General features: G+C 63.2%; 26 protein-coding genes. 15 read left to right on the top strand and 11 right to left on the bottom strand.

Features of this window, described 5'->3' with window-relative positions:
* Positions 1 to 2: 2 nt before the first annotated feature.
* From gyrB to DNK59_RS12775, 6 genes are all read left to right on the top strand, one after another.
* Positions 3 to 2,420 carry a DNA topoisomerase (ATP-hydrolyzing) subunit B gene (gyrB, locus tag DNK59_RS12800; RefSeq protein ID WP_060836809.1) on the top strand — a complete coding sequence of 806 codons (2,418 nt, stop codon included), beginning with the start codon at positions 3 to 5 and terminating at the stop codon, positions 2,418 to 2,420.
* A gap of 114 nt (positions 2,421 to 2,534) precedes the next feature.
* The gene (locus DNK59_RS12795; RefSeq protein WP_110723430.1) at positions 2,535 to 3,074 is read left to right on the top strand and encodes an Imm21 family immunity protein; all 540 of its coding nucleotides are present in this window, start codon (positions 2,535 to 2,537) and stop codon (positions 3,072 to 3,074) included.
* A gap of 152 nt (positions 3,075 to 3,226) precedes the next feature.
* Entirely contained in the window at positions 3,227 to 3,739 is a 513-nt protein-coding gene (locus DNK59_RS12790) for a DUF4265 domain-containing protein (protein ID WP_110723429.1), read from the top strand.
* The gene (locus tag DNK59_RS12785) at positions 3,736 to 4,119 is read left to right on the top strand and encodes an Imm10 family immunity protein (RefSeq protein ID WP_110723428.1); all 384 of its coding nucleotides are present in this window, start codon (positions 3,736 to 3,738) and stop codon (positions 4,117 to 4,119) included. The genes DNK59_RS12790 and DNK59_RS12785 overlap by 4 nt, the downstream gene beginning before the upstream one ends.
* Positions 4,120 to 4,175: 56 nt before the next feature.
* Positions 4,176 to 4,661, top strand: a complete 486-nt coding sequence (locus tag DNK59_RS12780; protein ID WP_110723427.1) for a DUF4265 domain-containing protein — start codon at positions 4,176 to 4,178, stop codon at positions 4,659 to 4,661.
* A complete protein-coding gene (locus DNK59_RS12775) occupies positions 4,658 to 4,978 on the top strand; it encodes a hypothetical protein (protein ID WP_177431239.1) in 321 nt (106 codons plus the stop codon). Before DNK59_RS12780 ends, DNK59_RS12775 begins: the two co-directional genes overlap by 4 nt.
* Positions 4,979 to 5,005: 27 nt before the next feature.
* Here DNK59_RS12775 and DNK59_RS12770 read toward each other — a convergent pair whose 3' ends face one another.
* The gene (locus tag DNK59_RS12770; RefSeq protein WP_110723425.1) at positions 5,006 to 5,734 is read right to left on the bottom strand and encodes a response regulator transcription factor; all 729 of its coding nucleotides are present in this window, start codon (positions 5,732 to 5,734) and stop codon (positions 5,006 to 5,008) included.
* A 231-nt stretch (positions 5,735 to 5,965) separates the two neighbouring features.
* On the opposite strand from DNK59_RS12770, the gene DNK59_RS12765 reads away from it, so the two are divergent.
* The 3 genes from DNK59_RS12765 to DNK59_RS12755 all read left to right on the top strand — a co-directional run bounded on the left by DNK59_RS12765 (position 5,966) and on the right by DNK59_RS12755 (position 9,986).
* Positions 5,966 to 6,253, top strand: coding sequence for a hypothetical protein (locus tag DNK59_RS12765; RefSeq protein ID WP_110723424.1), 288 nt, complete (start codon positions 5,966 to 5,968; stop codon positions 6,251 to 6,253).
* A gap of 397 nt (positions 6,254 to 6,650) precedes the next feature.
* Entirely contained in the window at positions 6,651 to 7,649 is a 999-nt protein-coding gene (locus tag DNK59_RS12760) for a FecR domain-containing protein (protein WP_110723423.1), read from the top strand.
* 18 nt (positions 7,650 to 7,667) lie between these two features.
* Entirely contained in the window at positions 7,668 to 9,986 is a 2,319-nt protein-coding gene (locus DNK59_RS12755; RefSeq protein ID WP_110723422.1) for a CHASE2 domain-containing protein, read from the top strand.
* A 180-nt stretch (positions 9,987 to 10,166) separates the two neighbouring features.
* On the opposite strand, the gene DNK59_RS12750 is transcribed toward DNK59_RS12755, so the two are convergent.
* The 4 genes from DNK59_RS12750 to glyQ form a co-directional block, all read right to left on the bottom strand.
* Positions 10,167 to 10,937, bottom strand: coding sequence for a 1-acyl-sn-glycerol-3-phosphate acyltransferase (locus DNK59_RS12750; protein ID WP_110723421.1), 771 nt, complete (start codon positions 10,935 to 10,937; stop codon positions 10,167 to 10,169).
* Positions 10,938 to 11,019: 82 nt separating this feature from the next.
* The gene (gene gmhB, locus DNK59_RS12745) at positions 11,020 to 11,553 is read right to left on the bottom strand and encodes a D-glycero-beta-D-manno-heptose 1,7-bisphosphate 7-phosphatase (RefSeq protein ID WP_092318060.1); all 534 of its coding nucleotides are present in this window, start codon (positions 11,551 to 11,553) and stop codon (positions 11,020 to 11,022) included.
* A 17-nt stretch (positions 11,554 to 11,570) separates the two neighbouring features.
* Positions 11,571 to 13,625, bottom strand: coding sequence for a glycine--tRNA ligase subunit beta (gene glyS / locus DNK59_RS12740; protein ID WP_110723420.1), 2,055 nt, complete (start codon positions 13,623 to 13,625; stop codon positions 11,571 to 11,573).
* Positions 13,622 to 14,575 carry a glycine--tRNA ligase subunit alpha gene (glyQ, locus tag DNK59_RS12735; protein WP_003177094.1) on the bottom strand — a complete coding sequence of 318 codons (954 nt, stop codon included), beginning with the start codon at positions 14,573 to 14,575 and terminating at the stop codon, positions 13,622 to 13,624. The genes glyS and glyQ overlap by 4 nt, the downstream gene beginning before the upstream one ends.
* A gap of 81 nt (positions 14,576 to 14,656) precedes the next feature.
* Between glyQ and tag the strand changes: the two genes are divergently transcribed.
* From tag to DNK59_RS12720, 3 genes are all read left to right on the top strand, one after another.
* Complete coding sequence (tag, locus tag DNK59_RS12730) at positions 14,657 to 15,220, top strand: DNA-3-methyladenine glycosylase I (RefSeq protein WP_110723419.1); 564 nt, start codon at positions 14,657 to 14,659, stop codon at positions 15,218 to 15,220.
* 42 nt (positions 15,221 to 15,262) lie between these two features.
* The gene (locus DNK59_RS12725; RefSeq protein WP_110723418.1) at positions 15,263 to 16,150 is read left to right on the top strand and encodes a lysophospholipid acyltransferase; all 888 of its coding nucleotides are present in this window, start codon (positions 15,263 to 15,265) and stop codon (positions 16,148 to 16,150) included.
* A gap of 72 nt (positions 16,151 to 16,222) precedes the next feature.
* Positions 16,223 to 16,462, top strand: coding sequence for a PilZ domain-containing protein (locus DNK59_RS12720; RefSeq protein WP_092318073.1), 240 nt, complete (start codon positions 16,223 to 16,225; stop codon positions 16,460 to 16,462).
* 41 nt (positions 16,463 to 16,503) lie between these two features.
* Here the strand turns inward: DNK59_RS12720 and DNK59_RS12715 are convergent, their stop codons facing one another.
* The 5 genes from DNK59_RS12715 to def form a co-directional block, all read right to left on the bottom strand.
* Entirely contained in the window at positions 16,504 to 16,824 is a 321-nt protein-coding gene (locus DNK59_RS12715; protein WP_177431238.1) for a tetratricopeptide repeat protein, read from the bottom strand.
* Positions 16,825 to 16,904: 80 nt separating this feature from the next.
* Entirely contained in the window at positions 16,905 to 18,278 is a 1,374-nt protein-coding gene (gene trkA, locus DNK59_RS12710; protein ID WP_092318079.1) for a Trk system potassium transporter TrkA, read from the bottom strand.
* A 22-nt stretch (positions 18,279 to 18,300) separates the two neighbouring features.
* Positions 18,301 to 19,626, bottom strand: a complete 1,326-nt coding sequence (rsmB, locus tag DNK59_RS12705; RefSeq protein ID WP_110723416.1) for a 16S rRNA (cytosine(967)-C(5))-methyltransferase RsmB — start codon at positions 19,624 to 19,626, stop codon at positions 18,301 to 18,303.
* Positions 19,623 to 20,573 (bottom strand): methionyl-tRNA formyltransferase, encoded by a 951-nt coding sequence (gene fmt, locus DNK59_RS12700; RefSeq protein WP_092318085.1) that lies wholly within the window; start codon positions 20,571 to 20,573, stop codon positions 19,623 to 19,625. Before fmt ends, rsmB begins: the two co-directional genes overlap by 4 nt.
* 113 nt (positions 20,574 to 20,686) lie before the next feature.
* Entirely contained in the window at positions 20,687 to 21,193 is a 507-nt protein-coding gene (def, locus tag DNK59_RS12695; RefSeq protein WP_011058411.1) for a peptide deformylase, read from the bottom strand.
* A gap of 399 nt (positions 21,194 to 21,592) precedes the next feature.
* Between def and dprA the strand changes: the two genes are divergently transcribed.
* Positions 21,593 to 22,699 carry a DNA-processing protein DprA gene (dprA, locus tag DNK59_RS12690; protein WP_110723415.1) on the top strand — a complete coding sequence of 369 codons (1,107 nt, stop codon included), beginning with the start codon at positions 21,593 to 21,595 and terminating at the stop codon, positions 22,697 to 22,699.
* A gap of 54 nt (positions 22,700 to 22,753) precedes the next feature.
* Complete coding sequence (locus DNK59_RS12685) at positions 22,754 to 23,311, top strand: L-threonylcarbamoyladenylate synthase (protein ID WP_016965149.1); 558 nt, start codon at positions 22,754 to 22,756, stop codon at positions 23,309 to 23,311.
* Positions 23,312 to 23,375: 64 nt separating this feature from the next.
* Here the strand turns inward: DNK59_RS12685 and DNK59_RS12680 are convergent, their stop codons facing one another.
* Entirely contained in the window at positions 23,376 to 24,353 is a 978-nt protein-coding gene (locus DNK59_RS12680) for an NADPH:quinone reductase (RefSeq protein WP_110723414.1), read from the bottom strand.
* Between the two features lie 167 nt (positions 24,354 to 24,520).
* On the opposite strand from DNK59_RS12680, the gene hemF reads away from it, so the two are divergent.
* Positions 24,521 to 25,438 carry an oxygen-dependent coproporphyrinogen oxidase gene (gene hemF, locus DNK59_RS12675; RefSeq protein ID WP_092318094.1) on the top strand — a complete coding sequence of 306 codons (918 nt, stop codon included), beginning with the start codon at positions 24,521 to 24,523 and terminating at the stop codon, positions 25,436 to 25,438.
* The last annotated feature ends 5 nt before the right edge of the window (positions 25,439 to 25,443 follow it).

Raw genomic sequence — 25,443 nt, 5'->3', positions numbered from 1 at the left:
GCATGAGCGAAGAAAATACGTACGACTCGACCAGCATCAAGGTGCTGAAAGGTTTGGATGCCGTACGCAAACGTCCCGGTATGTACATTGGCGACACCGATGACGGCAGCGGTCTGCACCACATGGTGTTCGAGGTGGTCGATAACTCCATCGACGAAGCGCTGGCCGGTCATTGCGACGACATCAGCATCATCATCCACCCGGACGAATCCATCACCGTGCGCGACAACGGTCGCGGCATCCCGGTGGATGTGCACAAAGAAGAAGGCGTCTCGGCGGCAGAGGTCATCATGACCGTGCTTCACGCCGGCGGTAAGTTCGACGACAACTCCTACAAGGTTTCCGGCGGCCTGCACGGTGTGGGTGTGTCGGTAGTGAACGCGCTGTCCGAGGAACTGATCCTCACCGTGCGCCGCAGCGGCAAGATCTGGGAACAGACCTACGTCCACGGTGTTCCGCAAGAGCGGATGAAGATCGTTGGCGACAGCGAAACCACCGGTACCCAGATTCACTTCAAGCCTTCGGCTGAAACCTTCAAGAACATCCATTTCAGCTGGGACGTCCTGGCCAAGCGGATTCGTGAACTGTCCTTCCTCAACTCCGGTGTCGGCATCGTCCTCAAGGACGAGCGCAGCGGCAAGGAAGAACTGTTCAAGTACGAAGGCGGTCTGCGTGCTTTCGTTGAATACCTGAACACCAACAAGACTGCGGTCAACCAGGTGTTCCACTTCAACATCCAGCGTGAAGACGGCATCGGCGTGGAAATCGCCCTGCAGTGGAACGACAGCTTCAACGAGAACCTGTTGTGCTTCACCAACAACATTCCTCAGCGCGACGGCGGCACCCACCTGGTGGGCTTCCGTTCGGCCCTGACGCGTAACCTGAACAACTACATCGAGCAGGAAGGCCTGGCCAAGAAGCACAAGGTCGCCACCACCGGTGATGACGCTCGTGAAGGCCTGACCGCCATCATCTCGGTGAAGGTGCCGGATCCGAAGTTCAGTTCCCAGACCAAGGACAAGCTGGTGTCTTCCGAAGTGAAGACCGCGGTCGAACAGGAAATGGGCAAGTACTTCTCCGACTTCCTGCTGGAAAACCCCAACGAAGCCAAGTTGGTGGTGGGCAAGATGATCGACGCTGCCCGTGCTCGTGAAGCGGCGCGTAAAGCCCGTGAAATGACCCGTCGCAAGGGCGCTCTGGATATCGCCGGCCTGCCGGGCAAACTGGCGGACTGCCAGGAAAAAGACCCGGCGCTGTCCGAACTCTACCTGGTGGAAGGTGACTCTGCTGGCGGTTCCGCCAAGCAGGGACGCAACCGCAAGACCCAGGCGATCCTGCCGCTCAAGGGCAAGATCCTCAACGTCGAGAAGGCGCGCTTCGACAAGATGATCTCCTCGCAAGAGGTGGGCACCCTGATCACCGCGCTGGGCTGCGGCATCGGCCGCGAAGAGTACAACATCGACAAGCTGCGTTATCACAACATCATCATCATGACCGATGCTGACGTCGACGGTTCGCACATCCGTACCCTGCTGCTGACCTTCTTCTTCCGTCAGTTGCCGGAGCTGATCGAGCGCGGCTACATCTACATCGCCCAGCCGCCGCTGTACAAGGTCAAGAAAGGCAAGCAAGAGCAATACATCAAAGACGACGACGCCATGGAAGACTACATGACCCAGTCGGCTCTGGAAGATGCCAGCCTGCACCTGAACGACGAAGCTCCGGGGATCTCCGGCGAGGCGCTGGAGCGCCTGGTCAACGACTTCCGCATGGTGATGAAGACCCTCAAGCGCCTGTCGCGCCTGTACCCGCAGGAGCTGACCGAGCACTTCATCTACCTGCCGGCCGTGACCATGGAGCAACTGTCCGATCACGCCGCCATGCAGGATTGGCTGGCCAAGTACGACGCCCGCCTGCGCACTTCCGAGAAGTCCGGCCTGGTTTACAAGGCCAGCCTGCGTGAAGACCGTGAACGTAATGTCTGGCTGCCAGAGGTCGAACTGATCTCCCACGGCCTGTCCAACTACGTCACCTTCAACCGCGACTTCTTTGGCAGCAACGACTACAAGACCGTCGTCTCCCTCGGCGCTCAACTGAGCACCCTGCTGGACGAAGGCGCGTATGTTCAGCGCGGCGAACGCAAGAAAGCGGTCACCGAGTTCAAGGAGGCCCTGGACTGGCTGATGGCGGAAAGCACCAAGCGCCACACCATCCAGCGATACAAAGGTCTGGGCGAGATGAACCCCGACCAGCTGTGGGAAACCACCATGGACCCAAGCATGCGCCGCATGCTCAAGGTGACCATCGAAGACGCCATCGGCGCCGACCAGATCTTCAACACCCTGATGGGTGATGCGGTCGAGCCCCGTCGCGACTTCATCGAAAGCAACGCCCTGGCGGTGTCCAACCTGGACTTCTGATCCGCAGTGGCACCTAAAAAGCCAACGCCTAGCGTTGGCTTTTTTTTGCGCGGACATCATGGCGTTGTCAGTGGATCATGTAGCTGTTCTGCTCAACAGGAAGGCAAGGAGCCTATGAGTCGATTCAAGATTTCTCCATGGCTGTCCAGTTCCGGTGGCCCCTTGGTGGTGATAGGTGAAGGTTTGGCCGGTATGTGGCGTGGCCTCGACGGCGATCCCTCGGATTACCACAGGGCGTGTCAGATTGATGACCATGCCGGCCGACTGGAGGGTGTCGATGGCGATATTCTTGTCCTGGGTGACGAGCCTTTGGACACGGCGATTGCCACGGCAGACGACGCGTTGCTGATTATCCGATGGATTTGCGCACCATCTGAGGCCGAGGTGCTGGCGCAGCTTGAGCAGCTTGAGCTTGGTTCACTGACCCCGATCGAGCGGTTGAGTATTGATTGGTCAAGCGAAGCGCTGGTGCTGTTTGATGGGGTCGACTGGTTTGATCCACAGGCTTGTCTGCGCCTTCAACTGCTGTCGCCGCACAGCGAGGTATCGACATTTCGCTACCAACCCACGCCCGATACCGCCCTGTTGATCCATCAGATAGTGCCTCGTCAGCGGGCCCATCCGCTGCTGCGCAGCGCAGGTGTCCAAGGATAATTTTATAAAATGCTGGGACGACTTTTTCTATCCGTCCGATGAGAATACGGCCCTGGCCACGCCGAAATAGCGCAGAGGTCATATTTTCCTTCAAGGAAAACTTCTTTTACGGACAGTTCGTGAGGCCCATGGCGGCGCCTCTGTGAGATGGAATGGATAACTCGACAGCACAATTTCACAAGATCATTTTCAAACTCACCATCGACGCTGACGGTTACCCACCGGTGGGGTATGAATCGATGTGGGGCATCCAACGGGGCGCAGGTGTCTATGAGTTGGACAACACGCCCTACTATCTCTACGGCGTGAGCAAGGGGGACTGGGTGCTGACTCGCGCTGACGCCCACGAGCTGATCGCAACTGGCGTGGTGCGGCAATCCGGGCACTCGACGCTGCGGGTTTTTGCCGAGGGCGAGTCAGAGCGCGCGAGCATTGTGCAGCACCTGCGCAGTCTCGGCGCCAGCTGCATGGTTACCCGGGGCCTGTCGCTGTTCACCGTGGATATCGCGCCCGAGGTCAGTTTTTGCGCCATCGACCACTACCTGTCTTCCATCACCGACGACCAACATATCGCTTATGAAGATGCCTGTTTGCAGCACGGGAACATTGATCCTGGGCGCATGAGCGAGTGCTTGTCGCTGGCTTCACTTGAGGTTCAAGCATGACCGTTGAATGGCCTGCCAGTTATTTCAGCGCAACCCTGGAAGACGATGTATGGCTTGTGGCTTTTGCCGATACCGCCGACGAGCCCGAGCACTACCTGTTGTTGCAACGCAGCACCGAATGCGACGAACAGGACGCCGCCCTGGGCCAGGACACCTACCACCTGGAAATCTCCAGCCCCGCTCTCTCCGGCTATGGCGGGGTTGCACAAGTGCGGATCGAACAGGAGCGCATCATTTTCAGCATGGACAGCTCCGTCAGCTGGTGTGCCGGACTGGATCGGCTGGTGCTGTTGCTGGCACCTGAGCTGCAAGACGATCCGGGCATCGAACAGGCGCTTCGAGATGTGTTCATCGAGCAGTCGACCCCGCTACGCGGCTGAGCCTGGATCGATTCCTTTCACCCTGTGTAAAAACAGCAATCGCTCGGAAACCAGTTATGGATGATCAGAACCAGGAAATATCGATTCGGGTCGTGGCGGGGCAAAACGCCCATGGCCCGGTCTATGAGCCGCTACATGTACGGCGGATCGACGAGGACAGCTACGAGATTCTCTATTCACCGGGGCTGACGCTGAACCTGGCCAAGGGCGACATCATCTCGATCAAGAACCCGCAGGCCCCCGCCGTTGTGCTCAAGCGTGGCGGCAACTTCTGTATCCATATCTATGCGGATTACATCCCTGAAGAGCACATCGTTGCCCTGGCGGCGGATGTGGCGACCGAATTGGGCGGCATGCTCGACGGGCGCCATAAGGGCAATCTGACGTTGTCGGTGCCGGCGCGAAACGGCATGGACAACATTGCACGGTTCTTCAACCGCTTCCGCGAAACCACGGGCATCGAGTGGTACTACGCCAACATCTATAAAAACCTCGATGACACCGATGACGAGACCTTGCTCGATTGGTGGCTGGAGCAATGAACGAAAGACAGCAGCTTGTCTGTGAACGCTACGACCTCGCTCCCCAGGCGCCGGAGCCGATGATTGCACTGGCCATTGGTTCCCTGGCGCAGTCGCCCATCTATGGCACCCGGATCGAGTTGCCGGAGAACGGCACGGTCAGTTGGTTTATCCACTGCGGCGAACATTCCACAGCCGTGGATTTCTACCAGCCGCTGTGCGCCGAGCATCTGGTCGAGCTGTTGCCGGAGGTGATCGATTACCTGTATCTGCCGAGCGGGACGCGTTTCATCATCGACCGCGCCGGCTATGAAGATGTCTGGCAGGACCCGGAGTGATATCAAGCCGCTGTTGCCGGCAAGCTGTCAGTGGCCCTGCTGGTCGGGTGCCGCCACGCTTTCCAGCCGGTAGCCATAGCCGTAGATGGTCAGCAGTTGCCAACCGCGATCCGCGGTCAGCCCCAGCTTGTTGCGCAGGCGGTAGATGTGGGTGTCCAAGGGCCGCGAGGAGGCGATTTCCTCATGGGTCCAGAACCGTTCGTACAGGTACTCCCGAGACAGTGGCCGGCCCAGGTTGGCGAACAGGCAGCGGGCCAGGCGGTACTCGCGCTCGGTCAGGCTGATGGGGACTCCTGCGCGGGTCACGGTCAGTTCGGCATCGTCGAAGGTCAGGTCGTTGAAGCTCAGGAGCTCCTCACTGTTATTGCGCTGCAAGCCGTGGCGGCGCAGCACCGCGTTGACCCGGGCCTTGAGTTCGTTGGGACGAAACGGCTTGCTCAAGTAATCGTCGGCACCGCTGTTCAGGGCCTGGACAATATCGCTCTCGGCATCGCGGCTGGTGAGCATGATGGCCGCAGGTGGCGCATCCATGTGTTCCCGAGTCCAGCGCAGCAACGACAGACCGCTGAGGTCCGGCAGTTGCCAGTCGAGTATCAGCAGGTCAAAGGTTTCCCGCCGCAACTGACGTAGCAGGTCTTCGCCCCGTTCGAAGCGATGCAGGGTCCATGGGGCTTCACCGGGGCCGGGAATTTCTCGCAGCGTCTGTTCCACACGCGCCAGTTCTGCGGGTTCGTCATCCAGTATCGCGACACGCATGCCAGGCAGTTCCTTATGGTTCGAAGAGCCCCAGAGACACAGATCCAGCGGCTTCAGGCAGGGGGCAGTTTAGGCGTCTTGGCTGATTCTGAACAATTATGGCGAATTGCTCTTGAGCCCCTGCTCCCTCGGTACGCTGATATCAAATAGCCGGTAAGGCACCTGGAGCACGGGTGCTGGGGGGCTATCGCAGCAGCACGATACCGGCTCGCTCAAGCAAGGAAAAGAACCATGGGGAACATGTTCAGCAAAGGCCAGGTCGCGCTGGTCAGAATGTTCAGCGGCGATGATCCGCTGCGCCTGGTCAGCTTGATGCTGGCGGCTTATCTGGGGATCAGTGCCAGCGGGCTGCCGTCGTCGTCCGGCTCCTGCTGTGAGGCAGCCAAGGCCGATGCCTACTCGACGCTGGCCTCGCCCGACAGCCAGGAAGCCAGCCTGACCCTGGATGCCGAACCGCTACTGGGCCGGACAGCCCTGCCTGCGGTGCGGCAGTCACCGGCACCCCGCTGGGTCTTCTAGCAGGTGCGGCGATGATTCTGAACAAATATTGCAAAACCGCCCCGGCCGCTCGCGCAGCGCTACATTGGCTCTCGCTGAGTGGCACACGGGGGCACCTGGAAGTGCTCCGACACAGGGAGTGTCAACCGCCAGGCTGGCGGCACAACGCGCGCTTGCGTGCGTCGTTGAAGGGGAATACAGGGAGTGCCTCCTCAGGACTTTGGGCCGGGCGACCTGTCGCCCCGGTTCCGACACAGGGACGTGTCACTTTCTTTGCTGGCTGTGCTCTTCCCTCCCGGTTCCGATTCGCCCCTTTCCCTGGGCGGCGCCCTGCAGCCGCGGATTTCTGCCCATGCGCTGCCTCAGGTATGGTGCGTAGGATTTCGCCGTGGTTTTCCCAAAGGCTCAAAGCAAATTCATGAATGACCTCTGCCCTTCTCCGCCCGTTGGCCGGTTGCAGGTGGCGTGCGCTGCATTGCTGCTAGCGGGCCTGATCCTGCCATCCTGCGCCGTGCAGGCTGCCCCGCAACGCCTTCCCTACCTGGATGACAACCAGCAATGCCGCGGCCAGCCCTTGCCGGCTACCGTCGAGCACTTGACGGGTGAGGCCTGGAAACTGGATGCCAAGGGCCGCGAGGTGGCCCTGGAAGAAGGCATGAGCATCGATGAGAAAGAAGGGATAAAAACCTCGCCGTCGGCTTTCGTCAGCCTGTCCCTCGGCGATGGTTCGCGCGTGGTGCTACCCTCCAGTTCCCAGGTCACCCTGCAATTGAATACGCAATACAGCATTCCTCAGGTGGTCCTGGAGCAGGGCCAGATCGAATCCTATGTGATCAAGCGCAACAGCGATCACGACCGCTTCCAGATCGTGACCCCCGTAGGCGTGTTGGGGGTCCGCGGGACGCACTTCCGGGTGCGTAATGACGATCAGCAATCCCTGGTGGAGGTGCTCAATGGCCAGGTGGCGGTGAGCCGCGATGAGCCGCCGCCGACCAAGACTGCTCGACGCTCCGGCAAGCATGTTGTGGATAAACCTGCCGGCCCGCTGCCCGGGGAGGTCCAGGTCATGGCGCGCCAGGGATTGCGCATTCAGAAGCAGGGCGAGCTCAAGCCGGTGGAACTGCTGGCTGCGCCCCGGCTGCTGGGGCAGGCCGGACAAACCGGCGCCCTGCCCGTCTGGCAACTCATCCTGCAACCGTTGCCGGGTGCCCGTCGCTATCGGGCACAGGTGGCTACCGACAAGGATTTCCTCAACATCAAGCAGGAACAGTTCTCCAGCACTCCGGAAGTGAACTTCACTGGCCTGAAGGCGTTTTTCTATCATGTACGGCTCTCGGCGTTCGACGAGCATGGCCTGGAAGGAGAAACCGGGGTCTATGACATCTTCTACTACCCCAGGACCACTCGTGCTCAATGAGCCGTCGGCGGGCCGTCGATGAGTCTCGGCAAGCAATGGGCCAACGGCCGTGAACCGACCCAGGCCCAGCGCCTGTTTCGTCGCCTGGTACGTGAATGGCTGTGGGTTGGCCTGATACTTCTGCCCCTGACGGCCTTGCTGTCCCTGAGCCAGGGCCTGGCTTTTAACAACCTGTTCTATGACAACCTGCGACGCTTTACCCCGCTGCCGGTCGATCCGCGCATTCTGTTGGTGACCATCGACGACTACAGCCTGCAGCAACTGGGACGCTGGCCCTGGCCACGGGCGATGCATGGACAGTTGCTGGACCGGCTGACGGACGCCAAGGTCAAAGGCGTGCTGTTCGATGTAATCCTCAGCGAGCCCGGCAGCACTGTGGAAAACGACACCCGGTTGGCCGCTGCCCTGTGCCGCGCCGGCACCGTGTTCCTGCCGGTGCTGCGCGAGGGGATCGCTCGCTACGGCCAGGACCTGGAGGAGATCCCTCCGGTGCCGGTGCTGCGCCACTGTGCCCGGGGGCTGGGGCATGTCAATGCACAAGCGGATGCCGACGGCACCGTGCGTAGCGTCTACCTGCGCGAAGGTCCGCAGCAGGCGCCGCGGGCGCAGCTGACCTGGTTGCTCTACCAGCTCACCGAAGCCGATCCGTTGTCGCCGCTGATGCCGGGCCCCGGAACTGCGCAGATTGCCAGGGGCTGGTTGCGAGCCAACCCGGTACGTATTGCCTTTATCGACAAGGCGGCGGGCTTTCCCAGCGTGCCCTATGTCAGCGTGCTGCGTGGCGAGGTGCCCGCCGAGTTGCTGCGTGACCGGCTGATCCTGGTGGGGTCCACCGCCCCGGGGCTGGGCGACCGTTATGTCACCCCGCAATCCGGCAGCCAGGGCACCACCCCGGGCGTGGAGATCCAGGCCAACCTGCTCAATGGCCTGTTGCAGCATCGCAGTATCGTCGACCTGGGCCAGTGGTCGGGGCTGCTGTTGTCCGTGGCCCTGACCGCTGCATTGCTCGGGTTGCTGCTCTGGCGTCCACGTCACGCCTTGTGGATAACCCTGGGTTGCATGGGCCTGGCGCTATTGGGGTCGGTGCTGATGTTGCGCCTGGGCTACTGGTGGTCGCCGGTGGCCAGCCTGCTGGGCATGTTGCTGGCTTACCTGATCTGGAACTGGCGGCGGCTGAGCGTGATCCTGGCCTATTTCGGCTGGGAGCTGGAGCGCCTGGACAGCGAGCCCAAGGTGTTGCCGGAGCGCCGTCGTAGCCAGACTCCCGCGGGTGACGTGCTGCAAGGGCAGATCGTTGCCCTGGAACAGGCCCTGAGCCGGACCCGGGATACCCGGCGCTTTATCGCCGACGGCCTGGAGTACCTGCCGGTGGCGACCCTGATCAGCGATCCGGACGGCAAGATTCTGCTGGCCAACCGCAATGCCCGGGACGTGTTCGCCCATTCCCTGGTGGGGCAGCCCTTGATTGCGCAGCTGGCCGCCCTGGGTTATCCGGGCCTGACGGACGCGGCCCCGGTCCCGAGCCTGGGGCAGTTGCCGGCCCTGGAGTTTCGCGACGTCCGGCAGCGCAGCCTGCGCATGGAACTGGCGCCCCTGCTGCCGGTGGACAGTGATAACGCCATCGGTTGGTTGTTGAGCCTCACCGACCTCAGCGTCGAGCGGGACGCCGAGCAGCAGCGCGGCGTGCTGCTGCGCTTTCTGTCCCACGATCTGCGCGCGCCCCACTCGGCAATCCTCGCGCTGCTGGATGTGCAAAGCCGCCAGCCCTCGCCGCCCGGGCAGGTCTACAGGCAGATCGAGCAACAGGTGCGCCGGGCCCTGGAGCTGACCGAGGCCTTCGTGCAATTGGCCAAGGCCGAGTCGGAGGCCTATCAGTTTGCGCCCAGCATGTTCGCCATGCTGGTGCTGGATGCCTTCGACCAGGCCACCACCCTGGCCCAGTTGAAACAGATCCGCCTGCAGCATGATCTGGATGAAGACAATGAGGGCATGGTCCTGGCGGATCAGTCGCTGCTGACCCGGGCCTTGTTCAATCTGCTGGAGAACGCCATCAAGTACAGCCCGCCAGGTTCAACGGTTCATGTTGCAGTGAGCTGTGCCGAAGGCTGGCTGCGCTGCGAGATCGCCGATCAGGGCCAGGGGATTGCGCCGGCGGACCTGCCCCAGCTGTTTGGCCAGTACCAGCGCTTTTCCTCGGCCCAGGGCATCGATGGCCTGGGCCTGGGTCTGTCCATGGTCAAGGCGGTGGTGGATCGGCATCAGGGGCGGATCAGCTGTCGCAGCGAGGTCGGCCAGGGCTCCTGTTTCATCCTTGAGCTGCCTTTGTTGCAGGACTGAAGCCGATGGGATTGAACGGGCGAAAAAAAACCGGCATCAAGGCCGGTTTTTTTGTGTCCGAAAAACTTATGCACGTTTTTCCACATTTTATTAGCTTGGGAAATATGCATATAAATCAGTAATTTATAAGTAGATTTTTGCCGCTGTGAGAAAAGTCGTACACAGGTTATCCACAGAAGCTCATACAGCAACCTTATCCGTGGAAGTGGCCAATGGTGGCAATGAGCCCATGTCCCGCTGGGCCTGTTCATTCCAGGCCGCGACCCGGTCATTGAGCTCGGCAATGGCTCGTGGCCCGCTGCCTTCGGCGTACATCGGCGCGCCAATGGTCACGGTGATGGTGCCCGGGCGCTTGGCCCAGCCGGTCTTCGGCCAGAACTTGCCGGCGTTGTGGGCCACTGGCAGCACCGGCAGGTCGGCGTTCACCGCCAGGGCGCTGCCACTGCGGGAGAACTTGCCAATGGTGCCGTAGGGGACGCGGGTGCCTTCCGGAAAGATCAGTACCCAGACATTGTCCTTGAGCAGTTCGTCACCCTTGCTCGCCACCTGCTTGAGCGCGGCCTTGGGGTTGTCGCGGTCGATGGCGATGGGGCGCAGCATGGCCATGGCCCAGCCGAAGAACGGCACATACAGCAACTCGCGCTTGAGGACCTGGCTCAGGGGCTCGAAGTAGGCCGAGAGGAAGAACGTCTCCCAGGTGCTCTGGTGATTGGAGACGATCACGCATGGCCGCTCCGGGACGTTTTCCGCGCCCTGCACTTCTACGCGAATGTTCAGAAATACCTTGGTCAGCCACAGCGCGCAGCGACACCAGTAGACGTTGATAAAGCGATAGCGCGCCTTGAAGGGTAGGAACGGCGCGATAAAAAAGCTCAGGGAGCACCACAGCAAGGAACTGGTGCCCAACAGCAGGTAAAAGAAGAAGGTTCTGATGGCCTGCAGGATCGACATAGCGGCATTTACCATTGCGGGCATGCCCGCCTGTTAAAAAGCGCTCTCCCGAACAGTCCTTGGTCAGGATGCCAGAAGGGGCCTAATTGTGGATAAGTTCAGCGGCAACGGCCGCCAGGTCGTCAAAAATCAAGGTGCCTACCGGCAGGGTTTTCCCCAGGGTCTTTTCGCCTTTCCCGGTCTTCACCAATACTGGCTGAGAGTCGACGGCTTTTGCGGCTTCCAGGTCACCGAGACTGTCACCGACAAACCATAGACCGGTCAGTTCTGCCTGGTAATGCTCGGCAATGGTCCGCAGCATGCCCGGTTTCGGTTTGCGACAGGCGCACCCTTCGTCGGGGCCGTGGGGGCAATAGACGATCAGCCCGACCTCGCCGCCCTGCTCCGCCACCAGCTCGCGCAGGCGCGCGTGCATGGCGTCGAGGGTGGCCAGATCATAGTAGCCGCGAGCGATGCCGGACTGGTTGGTGGCGACCGCCACCGTCCAGCCGGCCTTGCTCAACTGCGCAATGGCTTCGATCGAGCCGGGGATTGGAATCCACTCCTGCACCGATTTGATGTAGGCATCGGAGTCGTGATTGATCACGCCGTCCCGGTCGAGTATCAGCAGTTTCACAGCCTTTCCTTACCTGATCAGCTCAGCACCGAAATGTCCGCCACGCCCAGGAACAGGCCACGCAGGCGCGCCAGCAGCGCATAGCGGTTGGCTCGCACCTTGGCGTCCTCGGCATTGACCATCACCGCCTCGAAGAAGGCGTCCACCGGCTCGCGCAGGGCTGCCAGGCGGGCCAGGGTTTCGCTGTACTGGCGGGCAGCGGCCATGGGCTGGACGGCCTGGTCGGCCTGCTGGATCGCCGAGTACAGGGAGAACTCGTTGGCGTTGTCGAAGTACTTGGCTTCGACGGTGGTCGGCACATTGCCTTCGATCTTGCTCAGCAGGTTCGACACGCGCTTGTTCACCGCGGCCAGGGCGGCGGCTTCCGGCAACTTGCGGAAGGCCTGCACGGCTTGCACGCGCTGGTCGAAGTCCAGGGCCGAGCCCGGCTTCAGGGCACGTACCGACAGGTAGGTGGCCACATCCACGCCTTCGTCTTCGTAACGGGCACGCAGGCGGTCGAAGATGAACTCCAGCACCTGATCGGCCAGGCCGGCGGCCTTGACCTTGCTGCCGAAGGCGCTGACGGCGAAGGCCACGGCGTCGTTCAGGTCGAGGTCGAACTTCTTCTCGATCAGGATCCGCAGCACGCCCAGGGCTGCGCGGCGCAGGGCGTAGGGGTCCTTGCTGCCGGTGGGCAGCATGCCGATGCCGAAGATCCCCACCAGGGTATCCAGCTTGTCGGCGATGGCCACGGCGGCACCGGTCACGGTGCTGGGCAGCTCGGCGCCGGCGCCACGGGGCATGTACTGCTCGTTCAGGGCCAGGGCCACGTCTTGCGGCTCGCCGTCATTGAGGGCGTAGTAGTAGCCGGCGATGCCTTGCATTTCCGGGAACTCGCCGACCATTTCGGTGGCCAGGTCGCACTTGGACAGCAGGCCAGCACGGGCCGCGCGCTGAGCGTCGCCGCCGATGCGCGGGGCGATGAAGGCGGCCAGCTTGGACACTCGCTCGGCCTTGTCGTAGACGCTGCCGAGCTTTTCCTGGAAGACCACGTTCTGCAGGCGCAGGTTGAAGTCTTCGAGCTGTTGTTTCTTGTCCTGCTTGAAGAAGAACTCGGCGTCGGTCAGGCGTGGGCGCACGACTTTCTCGTTGCCCTCGATGATCTGGCGCGGATCCTTGCTCTCGATATTGGCCACGGTGATGAAGCGCGGCAGCAGCTTGCCGTCGACGTCCAGCAGGCAGAAGTACTTCTGGTTGTCCTGCATGGTGGTGATCAGGGCTTCCTGCGGCACTTCAAGGAAACGCTCCTCGAACGAGCACACCAGCGGCACCGGCCATTCCACCAGGGCGGTCACTTCGTCCAGCAGGTCCGGCGGGACGATCGCCGTGCCTTCCTGCAGGGTGGCCAGCTCCGCGGTGCGCTTGCTGATCAGCTCGCGACGCTCGTTGGCGTCGGCCAGCACGTAGGCGGCACGCAGGTCGGCCAGGTAGTTGGCCGGCGAGGTGATGCGCACGCTCTGCGGATGATGGAAGCGATGGCCACGGGAATCGCGGCCGGCCTTCTGGGCCAGGATGGTGCAGTCGATGACCGCGTCGCCCAGCAGCATCACCAGCCATTGGGTCGGACGCACGAACTCTTCCTTGCGCGCGGCCCAGCGCATGCGCTTGGGAATCGGCAGGTCGTTCAGCGAGTCTTCGACGATGGTCGGCAGCAGGCTGGCGGTCGGCTTGCCCTTGATGCTCTGGCTGTAGCGCAGTTTCGGGCCGCTCTGGTCGATCTCGCTGAGTTCGACGCCGCACTTCTTGGCGAAGCCCAGGGCCGCCTGGGTCGGGTTGCCTTCAGCGTCGAACGCGGCCTGGCGTGGCGGGCCGTCGAGGTTGATGCTGCGATCCGGCTGCTGGGTGGCCAGCTGGGTGATCAGTACCGCCAGGCGCCGTGGCGCGGCGTACACGTGCTTGGCCTGAAAGCTCAGGCCGGCGCTCTGCAGGCCTTTCTCGATGCCGGCCAGAAAGGCTTCGGCCAGGGTGTTCAGGGCTTTGGGTGGCAGTTCTTCAGTGCCCAGTTCAACCAGAAAATCTTGCGCACTCATTGTGCCGCCTCCAACTTAGCCAACACTTCATCACGCAGGTCCGGGGTTGCCATCGGGAAGCCCAGCTTGGCCCGGGCCAGCAGGTAGGCTTGCGCAACGGAACGCGCCAGGGTGCGCACACGCAGGATGTACTGCTGACGCGCAGTCACCGAGATCGCCCGGCGTGCATCCAGCAGGTTGAAGGTGTGCGAGGCCTTGAGGACCATTTCATAGCTCGGCAGCGGCAGCGGCTGATCCAGCTCGATCAGGCGCTTGGCTTCGCTTTCGTAGAAATCGAACAGTTCGAACAGCTTCTCGACGTTGGCGTGTTCGAAGTTGTAGGTCGACTGCTCCACTTCGTTCTGGTGGAACACGTCGCCATAGGTCACCTTGCCGAACGGGCCGTCGGCCCACACCAGGTCGTACACCGAGTCCACGCCCTGCAGGTACATGGCCAGGCGTTCCAGGCCGTAGGTGATCTCGCCGGTCACCGGGTAGCACTCGATGCCACCGGCCTGCTGGAAGTAGGTGAATTGAGTCACTTCCATGCCGTTGAGCCAGACTTCCCAGCCCAGGCCCCAGGCGCCCAGGGTCGGCGATTCCCAGTTGTCCTCGACGAAGCGGATGTCGTGCACCAGCGGGTCCAGGCCGACGTGTTTCAGGGAACCCAGGTACAGCTCCTGGAAGTTCTCCGGGTTGGGCTTCAATACCACCTGGAACTGATAGTAGTGCTGCAGGCGGTTGGGGTTTTCGCCGTAGCGGCCGTCAGTCGGGCGACGACTGGGCTGCACATAAGCGGCGTTCCAGGTTTCCGGGCCGATGGCCCGCAGGAATGTGGCGGTGTGGAAAGTGCCGGCGCCTACTTCCATATCGTAGGGCTGAAGTACCACACAACCTTGCTCGGCCCAGTACTGCTGGAGGGCGAGGATCAAGTCTTGGAAGGTACGCACGGCTGGCGTAGGCTGGCTCACGAAATTCACCTGTTACTTGGGCTGCGATTTAAGGAGCGGGAGTATACCCGATTCAGTCCTGCGCACGCCCCCTGGAGCCTTATGCCACGCTGCTTTTGGTGTTCCGAAGATCCGCTGTACATGGCCTATCACGATCAGGAGTGGGGCGTGCCGCTGCGGGATGGGCAGCGTCTGTTCGAGTTGTTATTGCTCGAAGGGTTCCAGGCCGGGCTGTCCTGGATCACCGTACTGAAGAAGCGCGAGCGCTATCGCCAGGTGCTGTTCGGCTTCGATGTACAGCGCGTGGCGCAGATGAGCGACGCCGAGATCGAAGACCTGATGCAGGCCCCCGGCATCACCCGCAACCGCCTCAAGCTCAATGCCGCCCGGCGCAACGCCCAGGCCTGGCTGGAGCTGGAAGACCCGGTGGCGTTTCTCTGGTCCTTTGTCGGCGGCAAGCCGAAGATCAATCATTTCCGCGACCGCAGCGAGGTACCGGCGGTGACTCCACAGGCCGAAGCCATGAGCCGCGGCCTGCAGAAAGCCGGCTTCACCTTCGTCGGTCCGACCATCTGCTACGCGCTGATGCAGGCCTCGGGCATGGTCATGGATCACACCCGCGACTGTGATCGCTACGCCATCCTGGCCGATGCGCGGTTAGAATAGCCGGCTCGCGACACGCTTCAGGACCAAGATCAGGAGTCATGTGTGGATAAGTTCAAAGGCGCCCTGCTGGTAGGCGCTCTGCGGTTGTTTGCCCTGCTGCCCTGGCGCGCGGTGCAGGCAGTCGGCGCGGCCATCGGCTGGATCATGTGGAAGACCCCCAATCGCTCCCGCGATGTGGTGCGCATCAACCTGGCCAAGTGTTTTCCACAGATGGACCCCGCCGAGCGCGAGCGCCTGGTGGGCCAGAGCCTGAAAGACATCGGCAAGTCCCTGACCGAAAGCGCCTGCGCCTGGATCTGGCCGGCCGAGCGCTCCCTCGCCCTGGTACGTGAAGTCGAGGGCCTGGACGTACTCAAGGACGCCCTGGCCTCGGGCAAGGGCGTGGTCGGCATCACCAGCCACCTGGGCAACTGGGAAGTGCTCAACCACTTCTACTGCAGCCAGTGCAAACCGATCATTTTCTACCGTCCGCCCAAGCTCAAGGCGGTAGACGAGCTGCTGCGCAAGCAGCGGGTGCAGTTGGGCAACCGCGTGGCGGCCTCCACCAAGGAAGGCATCCTCAGCGTCATCAAGGAAGTGCGCAAAGGTGGTGCGGTGGGTATTCCCGCCGACCCGGAACCGGCCGAATCCGCCGGAATCTTCGTGCCCTTCTTCGCCACTCAGGCCCTGACCAGCAAGTTCGTGCCGAACATGCTGGCCGGCGGCAAGGCGGTGGGGGTGTTCCTCCACGCCCTGCGCCTGCCCGATGGCTCGGGCTACAAGGTGATCCTCGAAGCGGCCCCGGACGACATGTACAGCACCGACACCGAAACCTCCTGCGCAGCCATGAGCAAGGTGGTCGAGCGTTATGTCGGGGCGTATCCAAGCCAGTACATGTGGAGCATGAAACGCTTCAAGAAGCGCCCTCCGGGCGAGGCGCGCTGGTACTGACAGCGCTGGCACGATCTGTGGATAACCTTCTTGCAGGTGTTATCCACAGCACACAGAACAAGGGCGCAGAAGATGTCCGAGCACCGCAAGTCGTTTCGCATCAAGATTTCCCACGAGAGCATTGGCGAATGCCTGGGGCAGACGCGCAACCTGTCTGCCAGTGGCGTCTATGTGCAAAGCCCGGTCCTGGCGCAATTGCCCAAGGGCGCGGTGGTCTATGGCCAGGTGCAAGGCTTGCCGGCGGCGGCGCCCAGGGTGCGCATGGAAGTGGTCCAGGCGGACGCGGAAGGGATCGCTCTGCGCTACCTGTAAAATCGCTGTAGCCGCTTGCTGCGACAGCGCCTACAGAATTTTTAGCTGTGGGATTGGCGCTCCAGTTTTTTCAGGAACACGGTCATTTCCTTTTCCGCCTGTTTGTCGCCGTGGCCCCGGGCGGCTTCAAGCCCCTGTTCCCAGGCCTGGCGCGCCCCTTGAAGGTCGCCCTGTCCCTGGCAAGCCTTGCCCAGCAGCTTCCAGGCGGCTGAATACTTGGGATCGAAGGCCACGCAGCGTTGCAGGTGCTCAACGGCCTTGGCGTACTCGGCCTGATCCAGATAACCCTTGCCCAGACCAAAGCGCAGCAGGGCGTTATCCACACCCTTGGCGAGCATTTTTTCCAGGGATTCAAGCATCACCAATACCTCATCTGTAGGAGCCGGCTTGCCGGCGAACGCGCGCTCAAGGGCCCTTTCGCCGGCAAGCCGGCTCCTGCGCGTCAGAAGAAGCTCAGGCCCACGTGGAACAGCTTCTCCACGTCGCGAATGTGCTTTTTATCCACCAGGAACAGGATCACGTGGTCGCCGGCTTCGATCACCGTATCGTCGTGGGCGATCAGCACTTCCTCATCGCGAATGATCGCGCCGATGGTGGTGCCCGGCGGCAGGCCGATGTTCTCGATGGCGCGGCCGATCACCTTGCTCGACTTGGCGTCGCCGTGGGCGATGGCCTCGATGGCTTCCGCCGCGCCACGGCGCAGGGAGTGCACGCTGACGATATCGCCTCGGCGCACGTGGGCCAGCAGGGTGCCGATGGTGGCCAGTTGCGGGCTGATGGCGATGTCGATGTCGCCGCCCTGGATCAGGTCGACGTAGGCCGGGTTGTTGATGATGGTCATGACCTTCTTCGCCCCCAGGCGCTTGGCCAGCAGCGAGGACATGATGTTGGCCTCGTCGTCGTTGGTCAGGGCCAGGAAGATGTCGGCGTCGGCGATGTTCTCTTCCAGCAGCAGGTCGCGGTCCGAGGCGCTGCCCTGCAGCACCACGGTGCTGTCCAGGGTGTCGGACAGGTAGCGGCAACGGGCCGGGTTCATCTCGATGATCTTCACCTGGTAGCGGCTTTCGATGGCCTCGGCCAGGCGCTCGCCGATCTGCCCGCCACCGGCGATGACGATGCGCTTGTAGGATTCCTCCAGGCGGCGCATCTCGCTCATCACCGCGCGGATGTGGGCCTTGGCGGCGATGAAGAACACCTCGTCATCGGCCTCGATCACCGTATCGCCCTTGGGCATGATTGGCCGGTCGCGCCGGAAGATCGCCGCCACCCGGGTGTCGACGTTGGGCATGTGCTCGCGCAGCTGGCGCAGTTGCTGGCCCACCAGTGGACCGCCGTAGTAGGCCTTGACCGCCACCAGTTGTGCCTTGCCTTCGGCGAAGTCGATCACTTGCAGGGCGCCGGGGTGTTCGATCAGGCGCTTGATGTAGTGGGTCACCACTTGCTCGGGGCTGATCAGCACGTCGACCGGGATCGCGTCGTTGTCGAACAGCCCGGCGCGGGTCAGGTAGGCGGATTCGCGCACCCGGGCGATCTTGGTCGGCGTGTTGAACAGGGTGTGGGCGACCTGGCAGGCGATCATGTTGGTTTCGTCGCTGTTGGTCACCGCTACCAGCATGTCGGCGTCGTCGGCTCCGGCCTGGCGCAGCACCGTGGGAAAGGAGCCGCGGCCTTGCACGGTGCGGATGTCCAGGCGATCGCCGAGGCCGCGCAGGCGTTCGCCGTCGGTATCCACCACGGTGATGTCGTTGGCTTCGCTGGCCAGGTGCTCCGCCAGTGTGCCGCCCACTTGCCCGGCGCCGAGGATGATGATCTTCATCCAGTCACTCCCTTAAAACCGTTTAGCCGCGTGCGGCGGCGATCTTGATCAACTTGGCGTAGTAGAAACCGTCATGGCCGCCCTCTTGCGCCAGCAACTGGCGCCCGTGGGGCTGCTTGAGGCCGGCCGCAGGCTGCCCCAGCTGGCCGCCGATGTCCAATTCACGGGCGCCCGGGGTACGGCCGAGGAACGCCTCGATGACTTCGGTGTTCTCGGTGGGCAGGGTCGAGCAGGTGGCGTAGAGCAGGATGCCGCCCACTTCCAGGGTCTGCCACAGGGCGTCCAGCAGTTCGCCCTGCAACTGCGCCAGAGCGGCGATGTCTTCTGGTTGGCGGGTCAGCTTGATGTCCGGGTGGCGACGGATCACCCCGGTGGCCGAGCACGGCGCGTCCAGCAGGATGCGCTGGAACGGCTGGCCGTCCCACCAGGCCTGGGTGTCGCGGCCGTCGGCGGCAATCAGTTGGGCATCGAGCTTCAGGCGGTCGAGGTTCTCCCGCACCCGCACCAGGCGCTTGGCTTCCAGATCCACCGCCACCACACCGCTCAGGGCCGGTTGCACTTCGAGGATATGGCAGGTCTTGCCCCCCGGCGCGCAGCAGGCGTCCAGCACCCGTTGCCCCGGCGCCAGCTCCAGCAGCTCGGCGGCCAGTTGCGCGGCTTCGTCCTGCACGCTGATCCAGCCTTCGGCAAAGCCCGGCAGGCTGCGTACATCGCCAGCTTCGTCGAGGACGATACCGTCCTGGCTATAGACGCAGGCCTTGGCCGCCACTCCCGCTTCGCTCAGCAGCTTCAGATAGGCGTCTCGCGAATGGTGCCGGCGATTGACCCGCAGGATCATCGGCGGGTGGGCGTTGTTGGCGGCGCAGATGGCTTCCCAGTGCTCGGGCCAGAAGGCCTTGAGGGACTTTTGTAGCCAGCGTGGGTGCGCGGTGCGCACCACCGGGTCGTGTTCCAGCTCGGCCAGCAGGGCCTCGCTTTCACGCTGGGCGCGGCGCAGCACGGCGTTGAGCAGGGCCTTGGCCCAGGGCTTTTTCAGCTTGTCGGCGCAACCCACGGTTTCGCCGATGGCGGCGTGGGCCGGCACCCGGGTGTAGAGCAGTTGATAGAGCCCCACCAGCAGCAGCGCCTCGACATCGGCATCGGCGGCCTTGAATGGCTTCTGCAGCAGCTTGGCCGCCAGCGCCGACAGCCGTGGCTGCCAGCGCGCGGTGCCGAAGGCCAGGTCCTGGGTGAAGCCGCGATCCCGGACCTCGACCTTGTCCAGCTGGATCGGCAGCGAGCTGTTGAGCGAGGCCTTGCCGTTGAGTACCGCGGTCAGGGCCTTGGCGGCGGCCAGGCGCGGGTTCATTGGCCGTCCGCCGCTTGGCCGAGGACGGTGCCGAGGGCGAACTTCTCGCGGCGGCTGTTGAACAGGTCGCTGAAGTTCAGCGCCTTGCCGCCGGGCAGTTGCAGGCGGGTCAGGCACAGCGCCTGTTCACCGCAGGCGACCAGCAGGCCGTCCTTGCTGGCGCCGAGAATCTCGCCCGGGGCGCCACGGCCGTCGGCCAGGGTCGCGGCCAGGACTTTCAGGGCTTCGCCATTCAAGGTGCTGTGGCAGATCGGCCAGGGATTGAAGGCGCGGATCAGGCGTTCCAGTTCCACGGCGGGGCGGTTCCAGTCGATGCGTGCCTCGTCCTTGTTCAGCTTGTGGGCGTAGGTGGCCAGGCTATCGTCCTGGACTTCGCCTTGCAGGGTGCCGGCGGCCAGGCCTTCGATGGCTTGCAGCACGGCCGGCGGGCCCAGTTCGGCCAGGCGGTCGTGCAGGCTGCCGCCGGTGTCCTGGGCGCTGATCGGGGTGCTGACCTTGAGCAGCATCGGCCCGGTGTCCAGGCCGGCTTCCATGCGCATCACGGTCACGCCACTGCTTGCATCACCGGCTTCTACGGCGCGCTGGATCGGCGCGGCACCGCGCCAGCGCGGCAGCAGGGAAGCGTGGCTGTTGATGCAGCCCAGGCGCGGAATATCCAGAACCACCTGAGGCAGGATCAGGCCGTAGGCCACCACCACCATCAGGTCCGGCTTGAGCGCCGCCAGTTCGGCCTGGGCCTCGGCGTTGCGCAGGGTCGGCGGTTGCAGCACCGGGATCTGGTGTTCCAGGGCCAACTGCTTGACCGGGCTGGGCATCAGCTTCTGCCCACGTCCGGCCGGGCGGTCCGGCTGGGTGTAGACCGCGACGATCTGATGAGGGCTGTCGAGCAGGGCCTTGAGGTGTTCAGCGGCGAATTCGGGGGTGCCGGCAAAGACGATGCGCATCATGGGTACTCGCTTAGAAAGGGGACGCAGGTGAAACGATCGCGGGCAAGCCCGCTCCTACACAAATTCGCCATTGTAGGAGCGGGCTTGCCCGCGATGCACCACTGGATAAGGAATCAAGCCTGCTGGCGATGCTGCTTTTCCAGCTTCTTCTTGATCCGGTCACGCTTGAGCGTGGACAGGTAATCGACGAACAGCTTGCCGTTGAGGTGGTCGCATTCGTGCTGGATGCACACCGCCAGCAAGCCTTCGGCGATCAGTTCATAGGGCTGGCCGTCGCGGTCCAGGGCCTTGATCTTGACCCGCTGCGGGCGGTCGACGTTTTCATAGAAACCCGGCACCGACAGGCAGCCTTCCTGGTACTGGTCCATCTCGTCGGTCAGGGCTTCGAATTCGGGGTTGATGAACACCCGGGGCTCGCTGCGGTCTTCGGACAGGTCCATGACCACCACGCGTTTGTGCACGTTGACCTGGGTCGCCGCCAGACCGATGCCTGGGGCCTCATACATTGTTTCAAACATGTCGTCGACCAACTGACGCACTTCGTCGTCCACTACGGCCACTGGCTTGGCGATAGTGCGCAGGCGCGGATCAGGGAATTCGAGGATGTTTAAAATGGCCATAAGCGTAATTGCTACACGTGTGAAGTAAGGGCGGAGTCGGCGTCTGCGCAGGTGCTGGACCTGGGCCGCCGATGCAAAACGTGCTCTGGGAGCGAGCGAGCCGCGCAGGCTCTGGCGTTTTACGCGAGTGCACATAATAAAGGGATTCAGCCCCTGAGGAAATCACTGTTCGCCCTGCTGCTATTGGGCTGGGCTGCCACCGATCGGACCTGCCAGCGGCTGCATCAGGTCCGATTGACGCGCTTGCGGTTGGCTGCACGGGGCGTCGGGCAGAGCTTGGCCGACGTTGGCAGGGCGTCTCCCTGAGGCAGCGGGAAACCTTTCCTCAACAAGTTACCAACAGACTTATCCACAGCTTGTTCCGGCCCTCGCCGGACCGATGACGATCAAGGATGATCCATGTCGCACTCGATTAGTGCCGCCATTTCCCCCGCGGAACTGGAAGCCCGTTTACGTTTGCATAGTCTGCCCGCCCTGGGTGCCATGCGCTTTGGGCGTTTGCTCCAGGCCTTCGGTTCAGCCTCCAAGGCCCTCAGTGCCCCGGCCCGTGCCTGGCACTCCCTGGGCCTGCCGACGGCCTGCACCGATGCTCGACGCAGCGTCGAAGTCCGGGATAGCGCCCGCCGCGCGCTGGCCTGGATAGACAACCAGGCCCAGCATTTGCTGATGTCTGACCAGCCCGACTATCCGCCTCTGCTGGCACAACTGGAGGATGCGCCACCGCTGTTGTTCGTGGCCGGCGATCCGTCGATTCTTCAACGGCCGCAGTTGGCGCTGGTGGGCAGTCGTCGGGCTTCGCGTCCGGGACTGGACACTGCCGCAGCGTTTTCCCGGAGCCTGGCCGCCGCCGGATTCGTGATCACCAGCGGCTTGGCCCTGGGCATCGATGGCGCTGCGCACCAGGCGGCCTTGGACGTTGCTGGGCATACCGTGGGGGTCTTGGGCACGGGCCTGGAAAATTGTTATCCACAGCGGCATCGCGCTCTGGCCAGGGCGATGATCGACCAGGGCAGCGCGGTGATTTCCGAGTTCCCCCTGGACACCGGCCCGCGTCCGGAGCACTTCCCCCGACGCAACCGGATCATCAGTGGCTTGTCCCTGGGGGTGCTGGTGGTGGAAGCCAGTGTTGCCAGCGGTTCGCTGATCACCGCCCGCCTGGCGGCCGAGCAAGGCCGCGAGGTGTATGCGATCCCAGGTTCGATTCATCACCCCGGTGCCCGGGGGTGTCACCAACTGATCCGTGAGGGCGCGGTGCTGGTGGAAAGCGTGCAGCACATCCTGGAAACCCTGCGAGGCTGGCAACACCTGCCACCGCCCGCTGCGGCGCCGCTGGAGGCCAGTGAACATCCGCTGCTGGCCCTGCTTCAGGCGGCTCCCCACAGCAGCGAGGCCCTGGCGCTTGCCAGCGGCTGGTCCCTGCCACGGGTGCTGGCGGCACTGACCGAGCTGGAAATCGAGGCTCGGGCCGTCAACGAAAACGGCCGCTGGTTTGCGCGTCTGAGCTAGGTTTTATAGGCAGGATCGGTAAACTGCGCACAGCTTTTATCTGGAGATTCGGCAATGGTCAGCAGTTGGCGTGTGCAACAAGCCGCACGAGAGATTCGCGCAGGGGCGGTGATTGCCTACCCAACCGAAGCGGTCTGGGGCCTGGGGTGCGATCCGTGGAACGAAGAGGCGGTGGATCGCCTGCTGGCGATCAAGTCACGCTCGGTGGACAAGGGCCTGATTCTGATCGCCGACAACATCCACCAGTTCGACTTTCTCTTCGAGGATTTCCCCGACACCTGGATCGAGCGCATGTCCAGCACCTGGCCGGGGCCCAACACCTGGCTGGTGCCCCATCAGAACCTGCTGCCGGAGTGGGTCACCGGGGTGCATGACACGGTGGCGTTGCGGGTCAGCGACCATCCGCTGGTGCGTGAACTGTGTGCGTTGGTGGGGCCGCTGATTTCCACCTCGGCCAATCCCCAGGGGCGGCCGGCGGCGCGCACGCGGTTGCGCATCGAGCAGTACTTCCGCGGGCAACTGGACCTGGTGCTCACCGGCAGCCTGGGCGGGCGCAAGAACCCGAGCCTGATCCGCGATCTGGCCACCGGCAGGGTGGTGCGGCCTTCCTGATGCGCTGCGCCGGCCAGCCTGCTCCTACAGATCATCGTAGGAGCCGGCTGGCCGGCGAAGGCACTCAAGGCAACAGCACGGTCGAGCCAGTGGTGCGCCGCGCCGACAGCTCGATATGGGCCTTGGCGGCATCCGCCAGGGCGAAGCGCTGGCCGATCTCGATCTTCAACTTGCCGCTGGCGATCATGCCGAACAGATCGTCGGCCATGCGCTGCAGGTTTTCGGCATTGTTGGCGTAGCTGGCCAGGGTCGGCCGGGTGACATACAGCGAGCCCTTGGCCGAGAGAATCCCCAGGTTCACCCCGTCCACCGCGCCCGAGGCGTTGCCGAAGCTGACCATCAGCCCGCGGGGTGCCAGGCAATCCAGGGAGGTCAGCCAGGTGTCCTTGCCCACGCCGTCGTAGACCACCGGGCACTTCTTGCCATCGGTCAGTTCCAGCACTCGCTGGGCCACGTCTTCATGGCTGTAGTCGATGGTTTCCCAGGCGCCCAGGGCCTTGGCGATGGCGGCTTTCTCCGGCGAGCTGACGGTGCCGATCAGTTTCACCCCCAGGGCCTTGGCCCACTGGCAGGCCAGGGAGCCAACGCCGCCGGCGGCCGCGTGAAACAGTACGGTTTCGCCACCCTTGAGTTCATAGGTCTGGCGCAGCAGGTACTGCACGGTCAGGCCCTTGAGCATCACCCCGGCCGCCTGTTCGAAGCTGATGGCGTCCGGCAGGTGCACCAGGTTGGCTTCGGGCAGCACGTGCACATCGCTGTAGGCGCCCAGCGGGCCGCTGCCATAGGCCACCCGATCGCCGACCTTGAAGCGGGTCACCGCGCTACCCACGGCTTCCACGACCCCGGCCCCTTCGGCGCCCAGGCCCGACGGCAGCGCCGGCGGTGCGTACAGGCCGCTGCGGAAATAGGTATCGATGAAGTTCAGGCCGATGGCCTGGTTGCTGACGCGAACCTGCTGCGGACCCGGTTCGGCGGGCTGGTAATCCACATACTCGAGCACTTCGGGGCCGCCATGGGCGCGAAACTGTATACGTTTGGCCATCTGCACTCACTCCTTGGTCGTCGCGTGAAAGGGCTCTATCGGACTCCTCTGCTTGACCTTCGTCAACTGCGAGTGGACACAGTGCGGTGTTATGCTACGCGCCCATTTGCGCCGGCGCAGGTTTCATCCCTGGCGCCGCCCAGCTTTGCCCGATTCAAGGTGATGCCATGACTACCCGCACCGAGGCCGTGAAAGCCTACCTGCTCGACCTGCAAGACCGTATCTGCACTGCCCTGGAAACCGAAGACGGCGGCGCGCGCTTCATCGAGGATGCCTGGACACGGCCGGCCGGCGGTGGCGGACGCACCCGGGTGATCGGTGGCGGTGCAGTGATCGAAAAGGGCGGGGTCAACTTCTCCCACGTGTTCGGCAGTGGCCTGCCGCCTTCGGCCAGCGCCCATCGTCCGGAACTGGCCGGCCGCGGGTTCGAGGCCCTGGGTGTGTCCCTGGTGATCCACCCGCACAACCCTCATGTGCCGACCTCCCACGCCAACGTGCGCTTCTTCATTGCCGAGAAGGAAGGTGAAGAGCCGGTCTGGTGGTTCGGCGGCGGCTTCGACCTGACCCCCTACTACGGCAATGAAGAAGACTGCGTGCACTGGCACCGGGTCGCCGAACGCGCCTGTGCGCCTTTCGGCCCGGACGTCTACTCGCGCTACAAGGCCTGGTGCGACAGCTACTTCCACATCAAGCACCGCAACGAGCCCCGGGGTATCGGCGGTCTGTTCTTCGACGATTTGAACGAGTGGGACTTCGACACCTGCTTCGCCTTCATGCGCGCCATCGGCGATGCCTATATCGAGGCTTACCTGCCCATCGTCCAGCGCCGCAAGGCCGCCGCCTACACCGAGCAGCAGCGCGAGTTCCAGGAATTCCGCCGTGGCCGCTACGTGGAGTTCAACCTGGTCTACGACCGTGGCACCCTGTTCGGCCTGCAATCGGGCGGGCGTACCGAGTCGATCCTCATGTCGCTGCCGCCGCAAGTGCGCTGGGGCTACGACTGGAAGGCCGAGCCGGGCACCGAAGAGGCGCGCCTGACCGAGTATTTCCTGCAGGACCGCGACTGGCTGGCGGCCAGCCACTAACCCAC

It is taken from the genome of Pseudomonas sp. TKO26, from assembly GCF_003225665.1.
GTDB lineage: Bacteria > Pseudomonadota > Gammaproteobacteria > Pseudomonadales > Pseudomonadaceae > Aquipseudomonas > Aquipseudomonas saponiphila.
The sequence above is the reverse complement of the archived record's forward strand: the minus strand, read 5'-3'. Positions and strand labels throughout refer to the sequence as shown.

Coding starts and splice junctions, on each gene's coding strand:
- DNK59_RS12720 (WP_092318073.1), top strand. CDS start 16,223: ATGTCCGAGCACCGCAAGTCGTTTCGCATCAAGATTTCCCACGAGAGC.
- DNK59_RS12785 (WP_110723428.1), top strand. CDS start 3,736: ATGACCGTTGAATGGCCTGCCAGTTATTTCAGCGCAACCCTGGAAGAC.
- hemF (WP_092318094.1), top strand. CDS start 24,521: ATGACTACCCGCACCGAGGCCGTGAAAGCCTACCTGCTCGACCTGCAA.
- dprA (WP_110723415.1), top strand. CDS start 21,593: ATGTCGCACTCGATTAGTGCCGCCATTTCCCCCGCGGAACTGGAAGCC.
- DNK59_RS12750 (WP_110723421.1), bottom strand. CDS start 10,937: ATGTCGATCCTGCAGGCCATCAGAACCTTCTTCTTTTACCTGCTGTTG.
- trkA (WP_092318079.1), bottom strand. CDS start 18,278: ATGAAGATCATCATCCTCGGCGCCGGGCAAGTGGGCGGCACACTGGCG.
- DNK59_RS12755 (WP_110723422.1), top strand. CDS start 7,668: ATGAGTCTCGGCAAGCAATGGGCCAACGGCCGTGAACCGACCCAGGCC.
- DNK59_RS12770 (WP_110723425.1), bottom strand. CDS start 5,734: ATGCGTGTCGCGATACTGGATGACGAACCCGCAGAACTGGCGCGTGTG.
- DNK59_RS12795 (WP_110723430.1), top strand. CDS start 2,535: ATGAGTCGATTCAAGATTTCTCCATGGCTGTCCAGTTCCGGTGGCCCC.
- DNK59_RS12685 (WP_016965149.1), top strand. CDS start 22,754: ATGGTCAGCAGTTGGCGTGTGCAACAAGCCGCACGAGAGATTCGCGCA.
- DNK59_RS12780 (WP_110723427.1), top strand. CDS start 4,176: ATGGATGATCAGAACCAGGAAATATCGATTCGGGTCGTGGCGGGGCAA.
- fmt (WP_092318085.1), bottom strand. CDS start 20,573: ATGATGCGCATCGTCTTTGCCGGCACCCCCGAATTCGCCGCTGAACAC.
- DNK59_RS12790 (WP_110723429.1), top strand. CDS start 3,227: ATGGATAACTCGACAGCACAATTTCACAAGATCATTTTCAAACTCACC.
- glyS (WP_110723420.1), bottom strand. CDS start 13,625: ATGAGTGCGCAAGATTTTCTGGTTGAACTGGGCACTGAAGAACTGCCA.
- tag (WP_110723419.1), top strand. CDS start 14,657: ATGCCACGCTGCTTTTGGTGTTCCGAAGATCCGCTGTACATGGCCTAT.
- DNK59_RS12760 (WP_110723423.1), top strand. CDS start 6,651: ATGAATGACCTCTGCCCTTCTCCGCCCGTTGGCCGGTTGCAGGTGGCG.
- DNK59_RS12775 (WP_177431239.1), top strand. CDS start 4,658: ATGAACGAAAGACAGCAGCTTGTCTGTGAACGCTACGACCTCGCTCCC.
- DNK59_RS12680 (WP_110723414.1), bottom strand. CDS start 24,353: ATGGCCAAACGTATACAGTTTCGCGCCCATGGCGGCCCCGAAGTGCTC.
- def (WP_011058411.1), bottom strand. CDS start 21,193: ATGGCCATTTTAAACATCCTCGAATTCCCTGATCCGCGCCTGCGCACT.
- DNK59_RS12765 (WP_110723424.1), top strand. CDS start 5,966: ATGGGGAACATGTTCAGCAAAGGCCAGGTCGCGCTGGTCAGAATGTTC.
- rsmB (WP_110723416.1), bottom strand. CDS start 19,626: ATGAACCCGCGCCTGGCCGCCGCCAAGGCCCTGACCGCGGTACTCAAC.
- gyrB (WP_060836809.1), top strand. CDS start 3: ATGAGCGAAGAAAATACGTACGACTCGACCAGCATCAAGGTGCTGAAA.